Annotated in this window: 20 protein-coding genes; 14 read left to right on the top strand and 6 right to left on the bottom strand. The window is 43.9% G+C overall.

What is annotated here, in order from left to right; genetic code table 11:
* Window positions 1-29: 29 nt before the first annotated feature.
* Window positions 30-1253: a bifunctional phosphopantothenoylcysteine decarboxylase/phosphopantothenate--cysteine ligase CoaBC gene (gene coaBC / locus DFP80_RS14160; protein ID WP_113917461.1), complete on the bottom strand. Its 1224-nt coding sequence runs from the start codon at window positions 1251-1253 to the stop codon at window positions 30-32.
* Window positions 1254-1390: 137 nt separating this feature from the next.
* On the opposite strand from coaBC, the gene radC reads away from it, so the two are divergent.
* The 3 genes from radC (at window position 1391) to DFP80_RS14145 (ending at window position 2776) form a co-directional block, all read left to right on the top strand.
* Window positions 1391-2065, top strand: a complete 675-nt coding sequence (radC, locus tag DFP80_RS14155) for a RadC family protein (protein ID WP_113917460.1) — start codon at window positions 1391-1393, stop codon at window positions 2063-2065.
* Between the two features lie 169 nt (window positions 2066-2234).
* Window positions 2235-2498: a CopG family ribbon-helix-helix protein gene (locus DFP80_RS14150; RefSeq protein ID WP_113917549.1), complete on the top strand. Its 264-nt coding sequence runs from the start codon at window positions 2235-2237 to the stop codon at window positions 2496-2498.
* Entirely contained in the window at window positions 2483-2776 is a 294-nt protein-coding gene (locus tag DFP80_RS14145) for a type II toxin-antitoxin system RelE/ParE family toxin (protein WP_113917459.1), read from the top strand. Before DFP80_RS14150 ends, DFP80_RS14145 begins: the two co-directional genes overlap by 16 nt.
* 333 nt (window positions 2777-3109) lie before the next feature.
* Here DFP80_RS14145 and DFP80_RS14140 read toward each other — a convergent pair whose 3' ends face one another.
* Entirely contained in the window at window positions 3110-3565 is a 456-nt protein-coding gene (locus DFP80_RS14140; RefSeq protein ID WP_113917458.1) for an Lrp/AsnC family transcriptional regulator, read from the bottom strand.
* Window positions 3566-3687: 122 nt separating this feature from the next.
* Between DFP80_RS14140 and DFP80_RS14135 the strand changes: the two genes are divergently transcribed.
* From DFP80_RS14135 to cdd, 9 genes are all read left to right on the top strand, one after another.
* Window positions 3688-4605 carry a DMT family transporter gene (locus DFP80_RS14135; RefSeq protein WP_113917457.1) on the top strand — a complete coding sequence of 306 codons (918 nt, stop codon included), beginning with the start codon at window positions 3688-3690 and terminating at the stop codon, window positions 4603-4605.
* 191 nt (window positions 4606-4796) lie between these two features.
* Window positions 4797-5033: a 50S ribosomal protein L28 gene (gene rpmB / locus DFP80_RS14130; protein ID WP_024023742.1), complete on the top strand. Its 237-nt coding sequence runs from the start codon at window positions 4797-4799 to the stop codon at window positions 5031-5033.
* 11 nt (window positions 5034-5044) lie between these two features.
* Window positions 5045-5215, top strand: a complete 171-nt coding sequence (gene rpmG / locus DFP80_RS14125; RefSeq protein WP_011978459.1) for a 50S ribosomal protein L33 — start codon at window positions 5045-5047, stop codon at window positions 5213-5215.
* Window positions 5216-5379: 164 nt separating this feature from the next.
* On the top strand, window positions 5380-6198 hold the full coding sequence (gene mutM / locus DFP80_RS14120) for a bifunctional DNA-formamidopyrimidine glycosylase/DNA-(apurinic or apyrimidinic site) lyase (RefSeq protein ID WP_113917456.1): 819 nt from the start codon (window positions 5380-5382) through the stop codon (window positions 6196-6198).
* A gap of 237 nt (window positions 6199-6435) precedes the next feature.
* A complete protein-coding gene (locus DFP80_RS14115) occupies window positions 6436-7428 on the top strand; it encodes a BMP family lipoprotein (RefSeq protein WP_113917455.1) in 993 nt (330 codons plus the stop codon).
* A gap of 91 nt (window positions 7429-7519) precedes the next feature.
* On the top strand, window positions 7520-9091 hold the full coding sequence (locus DFP80_RS14110; RefSeq protein WP_113917454.1) for an ABC transporter ATP-binding protein: 1572 nt from the start codon (window positions 7520-7522) through the stop codon (window positions 9089-9091).
* Complete coding sequence (locus tag DFP80_RS14105; RefSeq protein WP_113917453.1) at window positions 9088-10185, top strand: ABC transporter permease; 1098 nt, start codon at window positions 9088-9090, stop codon at window positions 10183-10185. The genes DFP80_RS14110 and DFP80_RS14105 overlap by 4 nt, the downstream gene beginning before the upstream one ends.
* Before the next feature lie 9 nt (window positions 10186-10194).
* Window positions 10195-11163, top strand: coding sequence for an ABC transporter permease (locus DFP80_RS14100; RefSeq protein ID WP_113917452.1), 969 nt, complete (start codon window positions 10195-10197; stop codon window positions 11161-11163).
* Window position 11164: 1 nt separating this feature from the next.
* The gene (gene cdd, locus DFP80_RS14095; protein ID WP_113917451.1) at window positions 11165-11584 is read left to right on the top strand and encodes a cytidine deaminase; all 420 of its coding nucleotides are present in this window, start codon (window positions 11165-11167) and stop codon (window positions 11582-11584) included.
* Between the two features lie 75 nt (window positions 11585-11659).
* Here the strand turns inward: cdd and DFP80_RS14090 are convergent, their stop codons facing one another.
* Window positions 11660-12739 (bottom strand): AbrB family transcriptional regulator, encoded by a 1080-nt coding sequence (locus DFP80_RS14090; protein WP_113917450.1) that lies wholly within the window; start codon window positions 12737-12739, stop codon window positions 11660-11662.
* 293 nt (window positions 12740-13032) lie between these two features.
* Between DFP80_RS14090 and DFP80_RS14085 the strand changes: the two genes are divergently transcribed.
* Window positions 13033-13416, top strand: coding sequence for a septal ring lytic transglycosylase RlpA family protein (locus DFP80_RS14085; protein ID WP_113917449.1), 384 nt, complete (start codon window positions 13033-13035; stop codon window positions 13414-13416).
* Here the strand turns inward: DFP80_RS14085 and DFP80_RS14080 are convergent, their stop codons facing one another.
* The gene (locus tag DFP80_RS14080; protein ID WP_113917448.1) at window positions 13417-15834 is read right to left on the bottom strand and encodes a bifunctional acetate--CoA ligase family protein/GNAT family N-acetyltransferase; all 2418 of its coding nucleotides are present in this window, start codon (window positions 15832-15834) and stop codon (window positions 13417-13419) included.
* A gap of 188 nt (window positions 15835-16022) precedes the next feature.
* Here DFP80_RS14080 and DFP80_RS14075 point away from each other — a divergent pair, with 188 nt between their 5' ends.
* Complete coding sequence (locus DFP80_RS14075) at window positions 16023-16946, top strand: histone deacetylase family protein (RefSeq protein WP_113917447.1); 924 nt, start codon at window positions 16023-16025, stop codon at window positions 16944-16946.
* A gap of 42 nt (window positions 16947-16988) precedes the next feature.
* Here the strand turns inward: DFP80_RS14075 and hxpB are convergent, their stop codons facing one another.
* Both hxpB and DFP80_RS14065 read right to left on the bottom strand, forming a co-directional pair.
* Window positions 16989-17651, bottom strand: coding sequence for a hexitol phosphatase HxpB (gene hxpB, locus DFP80_RS14070; RefSeq protein WP_113917446.1), 663 nt, complete (start codon window positions 17649-17651; stop codon window positions 16989-16991).
* Window positions 17652-17697: 46 nt separating this feature from the next.
* On the bottom strand, window positions 17698-18759 hold the full coding sequence (locus DFP80_RS14065; RefSeq protein WP_113917445.1) for a GlxA family transcriptional regulator: 1062 nt from the start codon (window positions 18757-18759) through the stop codon (window positions 17698-17700).
* Between the last annotated feature and the right edge of the window lie 13 nt (window positions 18760-18772).

The raw sequence follows: 18772 nt of genomic DNA, 5'->3' as shown, positions 1-18772 counted from the left end.
TCTCTTTTTCTCTTGATGCATGATGTGGTTTAAGGCGCAGACTTAATGTGCTGCTGAATAAACTCAACGAGTTGATTGGCTAGTTCACTTTTTGCGGCTTTATCTGGCGACCAAGTGTTGTCCTTTGTGATCACGGTGACTTGGTTTTCATCTTGATTAAAACCGATGTCAGTGCGCGAGACATCATTGGCGACAATAATATCCAGACCTTTTCGCTCTAGTTTGCTTTTCGCGTATTCGATGACATTTTGTGTTTCAGCAGCAAAGCCAACCATGGTTTTGGCACAGTATTGTTGAGCGAGTGTGGCGATGATATCTGGATTTTTAACTAAGGTCAGGGTGACTTCATTTGTATCAGATTGCTTCTTCATTTTTTGATCACTGGCAGCTTTCATCTTGAAGTCGGCAACCGCAGCGGCTCCAATGAAGACATCAGCTTGCGTGCTCATGCTTTGTTCGCACGCGGTTAGCATCTCGTCAGCACTTTTTACTGCAATGACATTCGCTCCTATTGGTGATGGTATCTGAACGGGGCCACTTATTAGCGTGACTTTCGCCCCACGGGCAATCGCGGCTTTGGCAAGAGCGTAACCCATTTTTCCTGAGCTGTGATTACTGATATAGCGAACGGGGTCGATGGCTTCCATCGTCGGGCCTGCGGTAATGACCCAGTGCTGACCAGTGAGATCTTGTTTAATAGGCGAACTTTGGAAATGCGTAATAACAGCATCAAAAATATCATTCGGCTCGCTCATGCGACCAGGCCCGATATCACCACAGGCTTGCGCACCATCGGCAGGTCCAATGTTTAAAACGCCTCGCTTATTGAGCAAGTTCGCATTGGCTTGTGTTGCAGGGTGACGCCACATGGCTTGGTTCATTGCAGGGGCAAGCAAGACAGGTGACTCTGTGGCTAAACACAAGGTGCTTAATAAGTCGTTTGCCATACCTTGTGCATAACGCGCCATAAAATCAGCAGAAGCAGGTACAATGACGATTAAGTCGGCCCACTTAGCCAGTTCAATGTGTCCCATACCCGCTTCGGCATTTGGATCTAATAAGGTGCTACGAACAGTGTGGCCGGAAATCGCTTGGAGTGTCATCTCAGTCACAAAGGCCTTTGCTCCTTCGGTTAAAACGACTTGGACTTCTGCACCGGCTTTGGTTAATAAACGAATTAACTCGATGCTTTTATAGGCTGCGATGCCGCCTGTAATACCTAATAAAATGCGTTTTTGAACGAGATTTGACATAAAAAACTTCTCAATTCGATCTGTGGTAGATAAGGTTAGCAAGTAAGGCAGGAAGCCTTCTGCGGTGAATGTGACATCGCCGCTACCATTTGCTTGTCTAAATTAGAGCAAGATTATCATGTATCAAGGAGTAGATCATGAGTATTAAGCATTGGCCGGAACAAGAAAGGCCGCGTGAAAAATTAATTCAGCAAGGTGCAGGTGCATTAAGTGACTCCGAACTGTTAGCAATTTTTCTTCGTACGGGAACTCAAGGCATCAGCGCCGTCGAGCTAGCTCGGCAAGTGCTGATTCAGTTTGGTGGTTTGCGTTCTTTGTTGTCAGCGAGCCGTGAAGAGTTTTGCCAAGGCTTTGGCTTAGGTGATGCAAAATATACTCAACTGCAAGCTGTACTGGAAATGTCCAAGCGCCATCTGCAAGAGCAGCTAATGCGCGAAACCGTGTTTACCAGCGCGGAACATGTTAGAACTTACCTTTCTTCCCAGCTACGTCACTCTCCGCGAGAAGTTTTCGCGGTGCTTTTCTTAGATACCCAACATAGATTGATCCGCTACCAAGAGCTTTTTATGGGCACTATCGATGCCGCCGCGGTTTATCCTCGTGAAGTTGTGAAGGCAGCACTACAATATAATGCCGCTGCGGTAATCCTCGCCCATAATCACCCAAGTGGCGTAGCCGAGCCTAGTCAGGCTGATATCAGTATTACCGATAAAATCAAACGCGCGCTAGATCTTGTTGATGTGCGATTGCTCGATCACTTTGTGGTTGGCGATGGATCGCCTGTGTCCTTGGCAGAAAGAGGGTTGGTGTAGGTTTGTTTTGACCTAGGTTAAGGAGCTTATTTGGTTGCTTTATTCGCTTTAAATGCACTTTCAAGTCACTGTATTTCGAACAAACACACGAAGAAGAAAAATGGAGGTCGGGAAGAGTGTTGTGCTATCGTTGTTAAATAGTGTACAACAATCGCGAACAGGTGATCTTATGTTAGGAGTTCGATTAGACAAGCAGCTTGAAAGTCGTTTAAGTGCTTTGGCTGCAAAGACTCAGCGTTCCAAAAGCTTTTTGGCCAAAGAAGCATTAACGCGCTATATAGAAGAGGAAGAGCGCAAGCAGCGCGAAAATGAGCTGACAATGGCGCGTTGGGAAGAGTACCAAGAAACAGGGGGCGCGATAAGTAATGACACTATGACTGAATGGCTAGAATCTTGGGGAAGTAATCAGGAGAAAACATGCCCTGTGAAATAGTCTGGTTACCGAGTGCATCTAGAGATGTTTTTCGTCTTAGAAACTTTATCAAATCAGAAAACCCTCGATCGGCACAGCGTGCTGCCAAACGAATTATGGAAGGTGTGAACCTTCTACAAGAAAGTCCTGAAGCGGGTGTGCCAGTGGAAGACCTTGTTGATTATAGAGATTTGATCTTGGCTTTCGGTGCAGGCGAATACGTCATCCGTTATCGACAGGAAAAATTGAATCGAGTTGTTATAGTACGAGTTCGGCATAGTAAAGAAGAAGCTTACTAAGGTTGATACTTTTACCTATGACTTCGTTTGTAATGCTTGGAAAAAGCACCTTAGCTAAACGGCAGCTACGCAGAGCCTTTTATAGCTTCCCGACTTATAAAACCTACTAGTGGTAAAGGCTGTGGGTCATGTTGTTGCGACTATTATTCAGTCGAGCTGCACTTTCCTCGTGATTAGTAGCAAATAGAATATCGGGGCTGTTAGAAAATGTAATATATCAATATTTTAGAGAATAAATTTAATTTGAATTGAGCCTTAATCTCAAGCTCATATAAGGAAAGTTACAAGTGTCTTCTGAATTCGTTGTTAGTAAAGAGGTTGGCGTGACCGTTTTTATGGAAGAGGTATATCTAAACCAACTTTGACATTGGCCATCACAACATTTGAATGAAATTTAAGGATGCTTTCATCATCTAAAAACAGCTCTTGTGTGATGATGTCGTATCTATGCATGCTTTTGGCTGCAATAACTAAAATGAAATCATTCTTGCCTGCAACATAATAAGATTGCTGCACTTCTGGGTAGTTTTTTGTCTTCTTTTTGAAGTTGTTGATGGCTGAGGTCCCGTCTTGCACTAATACGACTTCAACAATTACTAATATGTGACCACTTAATTCAGAGGGATTAAGTATGGCTATTTCTTTTTCTATCACACCGGATTGTCTTAACGCTTTTAGCCTTCTTTGTACGGCCGTAGCAGAGAGTCCTATTTGTAGTCCTATGTCCTCAGTCGTTTGGCGGTTGTTATTTTGTATTATTTTCAAAATTTGATAGTCAAAAGAATCCATGCGCAGAAAATCCTCAAAAAATTAAAATATATGCAGCTAATACGCTAATTTTTTGTGTGTTTAGCAGCGTGTTGGTTTCAGTGTGCACTTAAAATGGAGAAAAACCAATGAGGAGTGGTGTGATGGAAATTAAAACGAAAGATATTATTTTGGGGGTATGCACGGGGTTGGTTGCGTCATTAATTTGGGGTAGCTGGCCTGTAATATCGAAATTGGCACAAATACAAAATATTACTTCTATAGAGATTACCATTTTACGCTTTGGTTTTTCAGGTGTGATCTTATTGCCTGTTTTATTTTATTGCTCGGTTTCATTGCGGTTGCTTTGTACTAAGGGGCTTATTTTGGCTATTGGAGCCGGAATGCCCTATGTTTGGTTGGCGATGGAAGGAATAGCTCTTTCGTCTAGTGCGCACTTTGGGATTATTGCGCCGAGTTGTATGTTGGTTTTTTCGACAATGGGTAGTGTATTTTTGTTGTCGGAAACCTTAACTCGTCAGCGCTTAATTGGTGTTTTGATGATTATCTTGGGGGTGTTGTTTGTAGGTTTGAGTAATTTTGGCCGAATGGACGCTCAAGTTGCTTTAGGGGACTTAATGTTTGTAGGATGTGGTGCATTGTGGGCTAGTTTTACTTTGTTTAGTAAATATTGGGGGCTGAAGGCGTGGGTTGCAACGGCGATGGTTTCAGTGGTGTCTGGTTTGGTTTGTTTGCCTCTTTATGTTGTTAATCAGGATGCCTTATTTACGCATTTATCTATCTCTACGCTGTTGGTACAAGGAGCTTTTCAAGGGGTATTAGTGGCGATTTTTGCTCTGTATAGTTATTCCAAAAGTGTTTCTCTTTTAGGTGCTGCGAAAGGGGCTGTGTTCGCGGCACTTGTGCCTCCTTTTGCACTTTGCTTAGGTGTTATTATTCTGCATGAAGTGGTTACTTGGATTGAGGTGACGGGAATTATATGTGTTGTCTTAGGGATGTTATTTGCGTTGGGGTTGATGAAAGTGCAATCTTTTAGAAAAAGATTGCCTGCAAAAGCATAGTTAAGATGGATGTGATTTTGTTGGGTTGATCATTTTTTTAACAAAAGAATTGCTCAATGGGTTGGCTTATGGGAAAATGCGCGCCGCTATATCCTCGGTATGGGATTTTTTTGATTCATAAGGAATCATGCTCCGCCTGAGGAAGTGAAACACTTCCAATAATCTTTCTGGATAGCAAAAGGTATTTAATTATGTCTCGCGTATGTCAAGTTACTGGGAAACGTCCTATTACAGGTAATAACGTTTCTCACTCAAAACGCCGTACTAAGCGTCGTTTTCTTCCTAACCTTCATTGGCACCGTTTTTGGGTCGAAGGTGAAAACCGTTACATCCGTTTACGTGTATCTTCTAAAGGTATGCGTATTATCGATAAAAAGGGCATTGAAACAGTTCTTGTTGAAATGCGCGCTAACGGCGAAAAAGTATAAGGATCTGAATCATGGCTTCTAAAGGCGCTCGCGATCTAATTCGCATGGTATCTTCTGCTGGTACTGGTCACTTTTACACAACTGACAAGAACAAGCGAAATACTCCGGACAAACTTGAAATGAAAAAGTTTGATCCAGTTGTACGTAAGCACGTTATGTACAAAGAAGCGAAAATTAAATAATTTTTGCTTTTTGTCAAAAGGAACCGACTCATTGAGTCGGTTTTTTTGTATCTAGTAGAAGCTAGTTGTTCATTTGGTCAATGTTTTCTGCGGCAATTAGTAGCTGCACTTTATTTTTTTACTCAGTATTGTCTGTATGTATTTAGTCATCATTGAGGTGAACCATGCCTGAATTACCAGAAGTAGAAACCACGTTACGTGGCATCGAACCCAAATTAGTGGGGCGCACTCTTGCTAGGGTCGATATTCGCCAGCCAAAGCTACGCTGGTTAATCACGCCTGAGCTAAGCTCAGAAATGGTAGGTGAGGAAATTACTCATCTTTCTCGTCGTGGCAAATACATTGGTATTCATACCTTAAAAGGTACTTTGATTGTTCATCTAGGAATGTCTGGAAGCTTATATTTCGTGCCAGCTGAGACGCCGCCGCTGTTTCATGATCATGTGGATTTTTGTTTTGCCGATGGTGATGTGTGGCTGAGGTACACTGATCCGCGCCGATTTGGTGCTATCCTGTGGACAGTAGAAGACTGGAACGAGCATGAGCTTATTAAGCATTTAGGTCCAGAGCCGCTGTCAGAGCTTTTTAATGCCGATATGCTGTATGTTCGGGCGAAGGGACGCAAGGTGCCAATTAAGACCTTCATCATGGACAGCAAAGTTGTTGTCGGTGTGGGGAATATTTATGCGAATGAAGCACTGTTTAAAGCTGGCATTCGCCCTGATCGTTTGGCAGGAAAAATAAGTAAAGCTCGTTTGGCTCGCTTGGTAGAGTGCATTAAATTGGTGCTAGCAGCGGCTATTAAACAGGGCGGTACAACATTAAAAGATTTTGTTGGTGGTGACGGAAAACCTGGTTATTTCAAACAGGAATTGGCCGTTTACGGTAGAGCGAATAAGGCGTGTGTCGCATGTGGTACAACACTGAAGGAAGTTCGTCAGGCTCAGCGTAGTACGGTTTTTTGTTCAAAATGCCAATCTTGAGCGTGGCGTATTTTCAACATGAGAATGGCGGCACAAGAATTGCTGTTTAGTCAGTGTGAATCCAAGAGCTGACCAAATCGGCATAGATAAAGTTATTTTTATTGCCAATATGAGTAAAAATATTGCTTAAAATGTGCAGATTACATTGCGGTATTCCGCTAATCGGTTTATTTTTGACCAGTTAGGCAGAGTTTATAATAAAGCCTAGATTACATTACATATATAAGAGGAATTGGAATGAAAGCTGTCTTTCTAGCGTCCGTTACAGCGCTTGCTATCTCATCAACCATAGCTCACGCTGCAACAGAGCCTGCGGTTGTGTATGACCAAGCAGGCAAATTCGATAAGTCTTTTAACGAAGGCGTCTACAATGGCGTGAAAGAATACACGGCTGAGACAGGTATTAAGGTTCGTGAATTTGAGCCTAAGAATGAAGCTCAGGTAGAGCAAGGCTTACGTCGCCTTGCAAAACGTGGTTATTCTCCTATCGTTACTGTTGGTTTCAACATGACGTCTGCTGTTGAGAAAGTGGCTAAAGACTTCCCAGAAGTCAACTTCACTATTATTGATGGTGTTATCGATCTTCCAAACGTTCAATCTGTTGTTTTTAAAGAGCAGGAAGGTTCTTTCTTAGTTGGTGCTTTGGCGGCTATGGCCTCTAAAACCGATACGGTAAGCTTTGTTGGTGGTATGGATATTCCTCTGATTCGCAAGTTTGCTTGTGGTTATGAGCAGGGTGTTAAATACCAGTCCTCTAGCGCAACAATTTTACAGAATATGACGGGTTCCACAGGCGCGGCTTTTAACGACCCAACTAAAGGATCCGAATTGGCAAAAAGCCAGTTCTCTAAAGGTTCAGATGTCGTCTTCGCGGCGGCAGGTGGCACAGGTATCGGTGTGTATCAGGCCGCAAAAGATGATGGTAAATTGGCGATTGGTGTAGATTCAAACCAAAACCATATCCAACCAGGTACGATGCTGACCTCTATGGTTAAACGAGTAGATCAAGCGGCTTACAAAACGTATAAAGATGCCGCTGCAGGAACTTGGAAGCCAGGAATGGTTGTTCTAGGTTTGGCTGAAGGTGGTGTTGATTGGGCGCTAGATGACAACAATGCGAGCTTAATTACAGCTGACATGAAAACGAAAATTAAAGCCATTCGTACGAAAATCGTAAGTGGTGAAATTAAGGTTCATGACTATATGTCAGATAATACCTGTAACTACTAAGTTACAGCATAAAACAGTTGCCTGCGTTGAGTAGGTAGCTGTTTTTTTTATTCTAGTGTGTTCCATTTAAGCAGATGAATTACTTTTAGATATGACGAATAAAACAATGCCATACGCAATTGAATTGCGAGACATCAGTAAACGTTTTGGTGCGGTTCAGGCCAATAAAGACATTTGCTTACAAGTTCCAGCGGGCACGATTCACGGAATTATCGGTGAAAACGGCGCGGGAAAATCCACTTTGATGAGTATCATCTATGGTTTTTATGAAGCCGATACAGGTCATATTGAAGTCGATGGTAAGCGCGTTGATATTCGTAGCTCTCAGGATGCCATCAATGCTGGCATAGGCATGGTGCATCAGCATTTCATGTTAGTGGAAAATTTTAGTGTTCTTGAAAACGTTATTCTAGGTGCAGAAGGTGGTGCGGTACTAAAGAATGGTATCGGTGCTGCACGCGTAGAATTACAACGCTTGGCTCAAGAATACAGTTTAGATATTGATGTAGATGCAATCGTAGAAGAACTTCCGGTTGGTTTACAGCAACGAGTTGAGATATTAAAAGCCCTGTATCGCGGCGCGCGTATTCTTATTTTAGATGAACCAACAGGCGTACTGACTCCGCAAGAGGCCGATCATTTATTTCGTATTCTTAAGGCCTTAAAAGATCAGGGTGTTACGGTATTATTAATCACTCATAAACTGCGTGAAATCATGGCTTCCACCGATAATGTATCGGTGATGCGCCAAGGTGAAATGGTTGCCCATCGAGAAACTACTCATACTAGTAAGGAAGATCTTGCTGAATTGATGGTGGGGAAAAAGGTTCGCTTAACAGTCGATAAAGATGATGCTCAGCCAAGCGAAGTGCTGTTATCAGCACGGGACTTGTCGCAGTTTGACAGCCAAGGTGTGAAACGTCTTAAGGATGTGAGCTTAGAGTTAAGGGCTGGTGAAATTCTGGGGATTGCGGGCGTGTCTGGTAATGGGCAGAGTGAGTTGTTGAACGTTTTATCTGGTATTGCACCGATGAGCGAAGGCGAGGTTCATTTTGCAGGACAAGTTATCACTGCGAAAGCGCCAAAAGATGCGGCGCAAATGCGTGATTTGAAGATGGCCCACGTACCTGAAGATCGCCATAAAATGGGGCTGGTGACGGGCTTTGAAGCTTATGAAGCGGCTGTGCTTGGCTACCATAATTCCCCAGACTATAACGGCAAAGTCCTAATGAATCGCAAGGCCATGCTTGATGAATGCAATGAGCGTATGGCGGCTTGGGATGTGCGTCCACCGAACCCTCATTTGAAAACGGCAAACTTTTCTGGCGGTAATCAGCAGAAAATTGTGATTGCCCGTGAAGTTGAGCAAAACCCTGAAGTGTTGCTGATTGGTCAGCCAACTCGTGGCGTTGACATAGGCGCAATTGAAAATATTCACGAACAAATTGTTAAACTAAGAGACTCAGGTAAAGCCATTTTACTTGTGTCCGTTGAATTGGATGAAATTATGGCACTGAGTGATCGCATCATTGTGATGTTTGATGGTGCGGTTGTCGGTGAGCTTGATGCAAAAGATGCCGATGAACGAACCCTTGGCCTGATGATGGCTAATGCCCATCAAAAAGAACAGGAAGACGAAGAGCAAGAAGGGGAATCCGCATGAGTCAGGCGAAAGTTCCTACTTGGGTAAATATTGCTCTTATCCCTGCGCTAAATATTATGTTGGCCTTTTTAGTGTCGGGATTGGTGATTCTTGCTATTGGCGAGAACCCAATTGAAGCAGCCGGTTATCTTATATACGGTGCTTTTGGTTACGATGAGGGTATTGGTTACACGCTGTATTATGCCACTAACCTTATTTTTACCGGGTTAGCTGTGTCTGTTGCTTTTAAAGGTGGTTTATTCAATATCGGTGGTGAAGGGCAAGCTTATATTGGTGGTTTAGGTGTCGGCTTGGTCTGCCTGTCACTGGATCATAGCATGCCGTTTTATGTGATCGCGCCTTTGGCGATTGTTGGTGCAGCTATTTTTGGTGCAGCATGGGCATACATTCCAGCTTACTTACAAGCTCGTCGTGGTAGTCACATCGTTATCACGACCATCATGTTTAACTTTATTGCCTCTTCTTTGATGGTTTACCTGATCGTAAATTGGTTAAAAGAAGATGGTCGTATGGCACCAAATAGCCGAACGTTTGAAGAAAATGCTTGGTTGCCTTACTTACATGAACTGCTTTCTCCTTTGGGTATTGATATTGGTGATTCCCCACTAAACCTTACTTTTATTTGGGCTTTGTTGTGTTGTGTGTTTGTTTGGGGGTTAATTTGGCACACGCGCTGGGGTTATCAGCTGCGTACGCTAGGAACTAACCCTACGGCGGCGCGTTATGCCGGTATTGATACCGCGAAAGTGACTATTTGGGCGATGTTGATCTCTGGTGGATTAGCTGGTTTTGTTGGCCTTAACGAAATAATGGGTGTGAACCATAACTTATTGCTTAATTTTACTGCGGGTTATGGCTTTGCTGGTATTGCGGTGGCCTTGATGGGGCGTAATCATCCAATAGGTATTATTTTGGCCGCTATCCTATTTGGTGCCTTGTACCAAGGTGGTGCTGAGTTAGCATTTGAAATTCCAACCATTACGCCTGAAATTGTCATTGCTATTCAAGGTTTGGTAATTCTATTCTCTGGTGCGCTTGAGCATATGTTCAAAGATCGTATCGAAGGCTTTTTTATTCGCAGAGCGGTCGCGTAGGGGAACACTATGTTTGAAACATTGATACTCATGTTAGACGCGACGATGCGCGTATCTACTCCACTTATTTTTGCTGCGCTAGCGGGTTTATATTCTGAGCGTGCGGGCATTGTTGATATTGGTCTAGAAGGTAAAATTTTAGGGAGCGCCTTTGCAGCGGCAGCGGCAGCGTCTGTGTTCGGATCGGCTTGGGTCGGTTTGTGCTTTGGTATATTAGCTTCTGTTGGTCTAGCGATGATTCACGGTTTTGCCTGTATTACTCACCGAGGCGATCATATCGTTTCTGGTGTAGCGATTAATACTATTGTGGCGGGTTTGACGGTTACCTTATCCATGTATTGGTTTGGTATGGGTGGACAAACGCCAGCACTCGTCGGCGATGCGCGCTTCTTAGACATTACTTTCCCATTTGCCGATGCAATGGAGAGTGTGCCCGTGATTGGCGCAATATATTCGAACTTGCTGAGTGGTCACAATATCTTGGTTTACTTGGCCTTCGCTATGGTACCTGTGACCTATTGGGTGATTTATAAAACGCGCTTTGGCTTGCGTCTTCGTGCGGTGGGTGAGAATCCTCATGCAGTAGATACTGCAGGTATTTCTGTCTCTTTAATTCGTTATCGCGCCTTGATTATTTGTGGCATTTTATGCGGCCTTGCTGGCGCGTATTTGTCTACTGCCCACAACGCTGGCTTCTTGAAGGATATGAGTGCGGGTAAAGGTTACATGGCATTGGCGGCGCTTATTTTTGGTAAGTGGCGTCCCGTTCCTGTATTGCTGGCTTGTTTGCTGTTTGGTTTCTTAGATGCGGTCGCAGTTCGTATGCAGGGCGTTGTGATTCCAGGTATTGGCGAAGTGCCAGTACAGGCAATCGAAGTATTGCCTTACGTATTAACGGTATTGTTATTAGCAGGCTTCATTGGCAAAGCGATTGGGCCAAAAGCGATTGGTCGCCCATACGTAAAAGAGCGAGCTTAGTATGTCTAACATAGAGCAAAGCACTGAGCTTTTTGAACTTGCTCAAAGCGCGATGAATAAAGCTTATGTGCCTTATTCTCGCTTTCATGTGGGAGCCGCGATTTTAACGGCCAATGGTAAGCTTTATTCTGGTTGCAATGTGGAAAATGCCGCATTTCCAGAAGGAACCTGTGCCGAAGCGGGTGCTATAGCTTCTATGGTATTGGGCGGTGACACACTAATTAAAGACATCTATGTAATAGGTAAAGGTGAGGAGTTGGTAACGCCTTGTGGTGGATGTCGTCAAAAGATTCGTGAGTTTTCTTCTGCAGATACCATGATTCATATTTGTGGCGAAGACGGGGTGAGAAAATCTCTGACTATGAATGAGCTATTGCCGTTCTCATTTGGTCCAGAAAACCTTGATCTGCAAGCTGGCTGACATTAGAGTTTTGTTTTTAAAAACCACCTTCGGGTGGTTTTTTCGTTTAAATAAGCTTTTCACTCATGTAATTCTTCAAGTGGTCTTATTCGTTGAAAGCCAGCGAGCAAGCACTGGTCCAGCAATCAGTACCAGCAGAAATCTCGCTACCTGCATGGCCATTACAAAAGACACATCGGCGCTAGTCGATGCCGCAATGATAGCAACTGAGTCTGCACCACCGGGGCTAGTGGCGAGAAAAGCCGTTAGAGGATCGATATCAGCAAAGTAGATCAAAAGCATGGCCAAACAAGCATTGATCGCAATTAGCGCTAGAATCGCAGCGAGTACATGAGGAAATACATGCCAAGCGTGCTGCAATACTTGCCGCGTGAAGCGAAAGCCAATTCCCCAACCTAACATTGCAAAGCTAATTGCCAAGCACCAATGGGGGAGAACAATTGCTAAAACACCGGAGAACTTGATCACCAAGCCTACGGCAAGAGAAAGTAGTAAGGGCCCGCTTGGTAGACGAAGTTTTGCACCAACAACACTTACTACCAAGATAACGGTGAACGTAATAGCAAAACCAGACCATGACGAGACACCCAGCCAATCAATCGGTTCCGCAGCAACACCATCGACGTGAAATACCGCCGCAACAACGGTTGCTGCGATAGCGCAACAAGCTACACGCAAATATTGCATAAAAGCGACCAGTCGCATGTCTGCTCCATAAAATTCGGACATAATCGTCATTGCAGATGCTGCGCCAGGTGAGGAGCCCCAGATAGCAGTGGTGCCGGGCAATAATCCGCTACGAGTGAGTAACCAGCCCAAAAAGCTAGACGCGATAATCGTCGAGACGGTACCGATTAAAAATAATGGCCATTCCATAGAGATTTTCGCAAAGGCCGTTAGTGGCAGACTGTTCGCTATCATCATGCCCAAAATGCCTTGAGCCAATAAAAACATCGGTTTGGGCAATGTCATTCCAGCCCCGCAGGTGGCTAAAATAATCGCTGTAATCATAGGCCCAAGCAGAAGCGCCGCAGGTAAATTTGCGTATTCAAAACACACCACCAAAACAAAAGACACGGCTAATAAAACAGTTAATCGCCACGATCTTGGCCAATGAGCAGGTTTTTTATAAAGTACTAAAAAGCGTGAAGTCATGTATATCTGTCGAAAAAATCAGAGGGTTTAATGGCGTGAAGCATACCCTAAATGAGCTGGCATTATTGGCATCTCTGGTGATGTTAACCATACCTGCAACTTATGTTGGTGTATTGCCATGTTGGGAATTACTGTGAGCATTAAGGCAAAGAATAGGAAGATACGCCAAAAACCTGACAAGACGCTGACTAATGTTTCGTTAGGCTGAGTTTGCTAGGTTGACGTATCTGTTACTATGAGACTAAGAGCGCAGCCGCTGAAAATCAAAGTGACTTAAAGGAAAAGCAAACACCATGCGAAAAATTAGTATCTTATGTTGGGTAATCTTATCTCTTGTTTTAACCGCATGTGCCAGCGGCCCAATCAGTCGCTCCGATGCAGTGGGATTCGAAGAAAGCGGCGAAGCCAGTTATTACGCTATGAAGTATCAAGGACGTAAAACCGCCAGCGGAGAATTATTTAATCAAAAAGCCATGACGGCGGCTCATAAGCGATTGCCTTTTAGCTCTAAAGTAAAGGTCACCAACGTCGACAATGGCAAAAGTGTTGTAGTGCGAGTTAATGACCGCGGGCCCTTTGTTCGTGGTCGCATTATTGACCTTAGTAAGTCGGCTTTTCAGCGCATCGGTAATACTCGCTCAGGTGTTATAGAAGTTGAAATTGAGGTCTTGAACTAGTTAGGAAGCACCTCGACACTTTTCAAGCAAGCTGGGCGTTAGTTTAATGCTGGCGATCACTTGACCAAAATCCTCAGGGTCGCGTTGAATAGTAAAGCCTAAATGTCGGCAGAACTCTATCATGCGCTTGTTTTCGGCCAAAACGATGCCCTTCATTACTCTAATTCCCTTGTCTGCGGCGACTTGCATCAGTTGCCGCATTAGATAGGACGCTAAGCCTAACCCTTGGAATTCATCCCCTAATACTACGGCAAATTCACAGCTTTGATCGTCGAAATTATCTATGTATCGTGCGGTGCCGATCAATAAATCTTGGTCATCCCGCTGAATCACCGCGAGCAGGGCCATTTCTCGGTCGTAGTCGATGTGGGACATGCTGGCGAGCATGCGCGGTGTCAGTTCTTCGATATTGGAGATAAAGCGAAAGTAGCGAGTCTCATGAGACATGCTTCGAACAAAATCGGCTAAAATGCCTGAATCTCTCGGTAAAACAGGTCTAACGGTGGCGATTTCCCTATTTTTTAATGCTCGCTCCGATACCCATTGTCTTGGGTATGGGTGAATGGCGAGATGTTCATAACGACGCCAATTTTTGCACAGACGAAGGTTAGCTGTGACGTCAGCGTACACACTGCCACTATCATGAAGTCTCACATCGGCCATTTCTAAGCTTTCAATTTCAGGTAATTCACACACCATCGAAGATAAGTTGCGCAGCAAGCTTTCTAGCTCAAATGACTCTTCACCGGGAAAGGCGCGTTGAATTAAATCTTTCGCCAAGATGGTATTGAGAGGTGGTAAGGCCACGGCTTCAGCTTGATTATGTTGCTGAGCACCTTCCAGCGACAAGCCAATAGCTGGGCCAAATACTTTATCCTGAAATACTCGAAGATGGATTGGTGCAGGCAATTGATTTGAAGCCTGACGACGAGTAATTAAGCGAATATGAAACAGCTCAAAAATATCTCGTAATGAATCCGTATGAGGCGTTTTTTCAACCTGTTCGAGCTCTTGTTTACGTTCTTTTTTAAAAAGGCGATTCAGCGTTTTGGTTGCTTCTGAAACATCAATTTTAAAACGAAAAGCATGACTGTCAGGCGATTGCTTGGCGAGTAATTGATTGCGTTGGAATTGCACCAAAAACTGAAAGCCCTCAATAGCTGTTTCTGGGGTACGGAAGGTTGGAATGCCAGCTTCATTAATACGCGTACGCATGTTGGTCATATTGCCGCCACCAAGCAAACATACCATAACGAGCTTTTTCTGTGTTCGATGCAACTGGATAATGAGATCATAAAGGGAGTCTATGTCGATGAGCGCGGTTGGGCTTAGTGTCAGTAATACCGCACCACAATCTTCACTGTGCAAGGCATCCGCAGCAAGATCAATAAAGAGATCTGTCGCGCAACTTGCCCAAACCGTTGTCACCGGGCCAATGCCACCACGACCCGCCATGGTGGATTCCAATCTACTGTGTAACTCGCCTTCAGGCGTGAGCAAATCAATACCAAGTTCCATCGCGCGTTGTGCTGCGAGTTCGCCCGGTCCAGCACCGTTCCCTATGATTAACAATGAGCCATCTTTGACCCGACGGGCGTTGGTCATTACCGAGGCTGCTGCGATTAAATCATTCAAGCGTCGACCACGTACCGCACCGGTTCGGCTGAGTGCGGCGTCGAGTACTCGTTCATCGGCACCGACAGAATGTTCGGTGACAACGGCCACAGGTTTGCTTCGCCCTGTAGCACGCAAGCTACTGAGGAAACGTGTCGGGCGACCAATTTTTTGCAAATACATTAAAATAGCCTGACTGTCGAAGTCATTAGATAAATAATCTAAGACTTGCGATGGCATCACATCCACAGGTGATCCCATAGAAACCACTTGGGAAAACCCTATGCCTTGCCATGTTGCCCAATCCACAAGCGCACTGGCGACCGTGCCAGATTGCGACATTAATGCTAAGCGTCCCGGTAACGGCTGGGTTAAGCCAAGCCAAGCAAACACGCCTTGTTTCGGGCGACAAATCCCAAAACTATTTGGGCCAAGCAAACGTACATGGTGTTTGCGCAGCGCGTTAATCAGAGATTCTTGACTATCGCCTGTCCAAGAGAGCATTAATAATGAGCCAATACCCGCTGCGCTACAGTCAGCAATAATGTCTTCCATCGATTGAGTGTTGTGAGTGCCGACCAATACCGCTATGTCTGGGCTAGTGGTTAATTCTACTAAGCTCGCTACCAATGGAAAGAGAAACGCTTTAGCTGGCTGGACACCTTTTAAATACACAGGGCAAGATTTTTGAGCAGAAGTTAACGAGCTTAATAATGCCAACATAAGCGGGTCGTGGGGATCGTCGCCAGTGAGTACCACCATAGATTTTGGGGCGAGTAGAGATTGTAATGCGTGTTGGCTCACTTAGTTTTCTCCAAAATTTAATTTTGAGGCAGTAGCAACGTCTTGGGACTGTATCATAGTCTTGTTAATACGAATTGTAGACCATGGTAGGGTAGACTGTCCTTTCCGTGTATGGCTTGATATCAAACAGTGAAACGTCAGAATAGACAAAAATAAAAATCGTTAAAAATAAAAATACTGGAATAAAGATGACAACGGCTTATATCACACATACTTATTGCGACAAGCATGATATGGGAGAAGATCATCCAGAGTCTCCATTGCGCCTTGGCGCGATTCAAAATCGTTTGATTATGGGACAGTTGATGGATTACCTACGTCGAATGGAATCTGATCCTGCAACGCGAGAGCAATTGCTTCTGGCTCATGATGAAGCCTATGTGGATTCTATTTTTGCGCGAGCGCCAGAAGAAGATCATGTTGAACTGGAGCCAGAAACCTTGATGATGCCGCATACGCTAGATGCAGCCTTGTATGCGGCAGGTTCGGTGAATAAAGCGGTAGACTTAGTCATGACAGGTGAAATGGACAATGCGTTTTGCGCGATTCGTCCACCGGGCCATCATGCGGAATACGACAAAGCCATGGGCTTTTGTTTGTTCAATAATATTGCTGTTGGAACACGTTATGCCATTGAGCAATATGCTTTAGAACGTGTGGCCATTGTGGATTTTGATGTTCACCACGGTAATGGTACAGAAGACATTTTCAAAGCTGATCCGAAAGTGCTTTATGCTTCCAGCTACCAACATCCGTTTTATCCCTACAGCGATCCAGGTGCTTCTCACGATAATATTTTACACATGCCTCTTGAAGCTGGTTCTGGTAGCGAAGCCTTTCAAACCATCATTACTGAGCAGCTTCTGCCAGCGCTGGACGCATTCAAGCCTCAGCTGATTATGATTTCAGCAGGCTTTGATGCCCACAAAGAAGACCCAATGGGACAACTAAGATTAAGCGAATCTGACTTTACTTGGATTACGGATCTTTTGATGGATGTTGCTGATCGTCACTGTGGTGGAAAAGTAGTATCGGTATTAGAGGGCGGTTATAACGTAGATGCGCTAGGTCGTGCTGCGTTTTGTCATATCAAAAGCTTAATGAAGCTGTGACGCTAGATTTCTAACTTAAATTTTTAGTGTCACTCTTTAATTTTATGATTGAGTCAAAAGCGCGTTGCCAATTTGGTGACTGAATTCAGATAAACTCTTGAGTTTGTGTGATGCTAGATCAAATTTTTTATGATCAAATTCGTTTGCATGTGGTACGGCAATTGCCTTAATTCCAGCCGCTAATGCGGCTTTTATCCCACCAAAAGAATCTTCAAAGGCAATACAGTGATGTGCCTCAGTATTAAGCTTTTTTAGTGTCAATGTATAAACATCAGGAGCAGGTTTGCCTTGGCTTACTTCATCCGCAGAACTGGTCGCCATAAAATAGTCTGCAATATCAAGGCGTTGTAACACACTAGGAATAATGTCTTTTGGCGAGTTAGTAGCAAGGCCAATTTTTACTTTAGCTTGTTGTAGTGAGTCGAGTAAATTACGAACACCATGCATGGCTTGTCCTTGAGTTTCAATCAGAAGTTTGACTCGCTCAACGACACGATTTTCGATTTCCTCAAGAGAAGCGTCTTGCCAAGGCTGCTTTGCATACCAAAATTCTGTGACTTCTCTTGTGGTCATTGCCGCAGTTAGTGCCGCTAACTCGGTCGTCACTTCAACGCCTACCGATGAAAACACATCGTATTCTGCTTGTTTCCAGAATGGTTCTGAATCAATCAGTAATCCATCCATGTCAAAAATGACTGCTTGCATGATAGTCTTCCGTTTTGGTGGTGTTATTAGAGAATTGAATATGCCCTTAAGTACTCTGAAAGGTGTGTCTAGTGTCTATTGGCGGCTGTCCAAAGAATCGGTGATAAGTGCGGCTAAAATGAGCTGAACTGATAAAACCACAAGCCACAGAGACTTCAAAAATACTGAGATTGGATTGTTGGATAAGCTGACGTGCACGCGTTAAACGGTATTCCAGATAATATCGAGCAGGTGTGACGCCGACGTTAATTTTAAACAACCTTTCTATTTGTCGACGAGAGATACCAACCAGTTCAGATAGTTCATTAATGTTTAATGGGTCTTCAATATTATTTTCCATTAATAGAATGGCTTCTTTGATGCAATCGGGGGTATGAGCTTCGGATCGTAAAAAGCGGTTAACCGATTGTTTGTTCGTATTGCTTGTCCGGTCAGATCCAATAACCTCAGCTACAGCTTGTGAATAGTCCGTACCATAAGAGCTTTGTATAAAGTGAAGCATCATGTCTAAGGCTGTGTTTGGACCACAACAAGTGAATACCCCACCGTTTTCAGTAAAAGAAGAGGTAGACAAATTTAATGTTGGGAAACGCTCTTTCATAATCGCTTTATTGTCTTGATGGATAGAGATGCTATCGCCTATTTTTATTTTACTGTCGGCAATATGAAAGCTGCCATTCCATAATCCCATAATAGTGGTATTTGATTGTGTGGCTTTCGCTATTGCTTTGTTAAGAAATGGCTCTGGTTTTAGTGGGCTACGAAAACCGCCACATATAATAAGGATCGAGTCTTTACCCATTTCTATGTCTTCAATGTTGCCATCTGTTGTCAATTCGATAGAAATATCAGATAGCGCTTTTCTGTCCTTCAAGCCGTAGGTTTTGCATTCATAAATTGGATGGTCATGCACTAAATTAAGAGTAATTAACGTATCTAAAGCAATAGAGAAAGATGACATCGAGAAATGATCAAGTAACACGAAGCAGGCTTTTTTTGTGGGTGTAGAGGTATTTTTAGTCAGTGTCGGGTTAGAGAAAGCAAGGTTTGAACGTTTCAAATGACTTTGAAATAAAGATGTATTTAGCTTTTTACTGACTTCCAACATTATTTGCCCTTTA

This window comes from Marinomonas rhizomae (assembly GCF_003315485.1).
GTDB classification, from domain to species: domain Bacteria; phylum Pseudomonadota; class Gammaproteobacteria; order Pseudomonadales; family Marinomonadaceae; genus Marinomonas; species Marinomonas rhizomae.
Note: the sequence above shows the minus strand (reverse complement) of the source record. Positions and strands in the feature narration are given on the sequence as shown.

Bases quoted from the DNA above. Each gene is read 5' to 3' on its own strand.
- mutM (WP_113917456.1), top strand. From the start codon at position 5,380: ATGCCTGAATTACCAGAAGTAGAAACCACGTTACGTGGCATCGAACCC.
- DFP80_RS14115 (WP_113917455.1), top strand. From the start codon at position 6,436: ATGAAAGCTGTCTTTCTAGCGTCCGTTACAGCGCTTGCTATCTCATCA.
- rpmG (WP_011978459.1), top strand. From the start codon at position 5,045: ATGGCTTCTAAAGGCGCTCGCGATCTAATTCGCATGGTATCTTCTGCT.
- cdd (WP_113917451.1), top strand. From the start codon at position 11,165: ATGTCTAACATAGAGCAAAGCACTGAGCTTTTTGAACTTGCTCAAAGC.
- DFP80_RS14065 (WP_113917445.1), bottom strand. From the start codon at position 18,759: ATGTTGGAAGTCAGTAAAAAGCTAAATACATCTTTATTTCAAAGTCAT.
- rpmB (WP_024023742.1), top strand. From the start codon at position 4,797: ATGTCTCGCGTATGTCAAGTTACTGGGAAACGTCCTATTACAGGTAAT.
- DFP80_RS14150 (WP_113917549.1), top strand. From the start codon at position 2,235: ATGTTAGGAGTTCGATTAGACAAGCAGCTTGAAAGTCGTTTAAGTGCT.
- radC (WP_113917460.1), top strand. From the start codon at position 1,391: ATGAGTATTAAGCATTGGCCGGAACAAGAAAGGCCGCGTGAAAAATTA.
- DFP80_RS14085 (WP_113917449.1), top strand. From the start codon at position 13,033: ATGCGAAAAATTAGTATCTTATGTTGGGTAATCTTATCTCTTGTTTTA.
- DFP80_RS14110 (WP_113917454.1), top strand. From the start codon at position 7,520: ATGACGAATAAAACAATGCCATACGCAATTGAATTGCGAGACATCAGT.
- DFP80_RS14090 (WP_113917450.1), bottom strand. From the start codon at position 12,739: ATGACTTCACGCTTTTTAGTACTTTATAAAAAACCTGCTCATTGGCCA.
- DFP80_RS14145 (WP_113917459.1), top strand. From the start codon at position 2,483: ATGCCCTGTGAAATAGTCTGGTTACCGAGTGCATCTAGAGATGTTTTT.
- hxpB (WP_113917446.1), bottom strand. From the start codon at position 17,651: ATGCAAGCAGTCATTTTTGACATGGATGGATTACTGATTGATTCAGAA.
- DFP80_RS14140 (WP_113917458.1), bottom strand. From the start codon at position 3,565: ATGGATTCTTTTGACTATCAAATTTTGAAAATAATACAAAATAACAAC.
- DFP80_RS14075 (WP_113917447.1), top strand. From the start codon at position 16,023: ATGACAACGGCTTATATCACACATACTTATTGCGACAAGCATGATATG.
- DFP80_RS14135 (WP_113917457.1), top strand. From the start codon at position 3,688: ATGGAAATTAAAACGAAAGATATTATTTTGGGGGTATGCACGGGGTTG.
- coaBC (WP_113917461.1), bottom strand. From the start codon at position 1,253: ATGTCAAATCTCGTTCAAAAACGCATTTTATTAGGTATTACAGGCGGC.
- DFP80_RS14105 (WP_113917453.1), top strand. From the start codon at position 9,088: ATGAGTCAGGCGAAAGTTCCTACTTGGGTAAATATTGCTCTTATCCCT.
- DFP80_RS14100 (WP_113917452.1), top strand. From the start codon at position 10,195: ATGTTTGAAACATTGATACTCATGTTAGACGCGACGATGCGCGTATCT.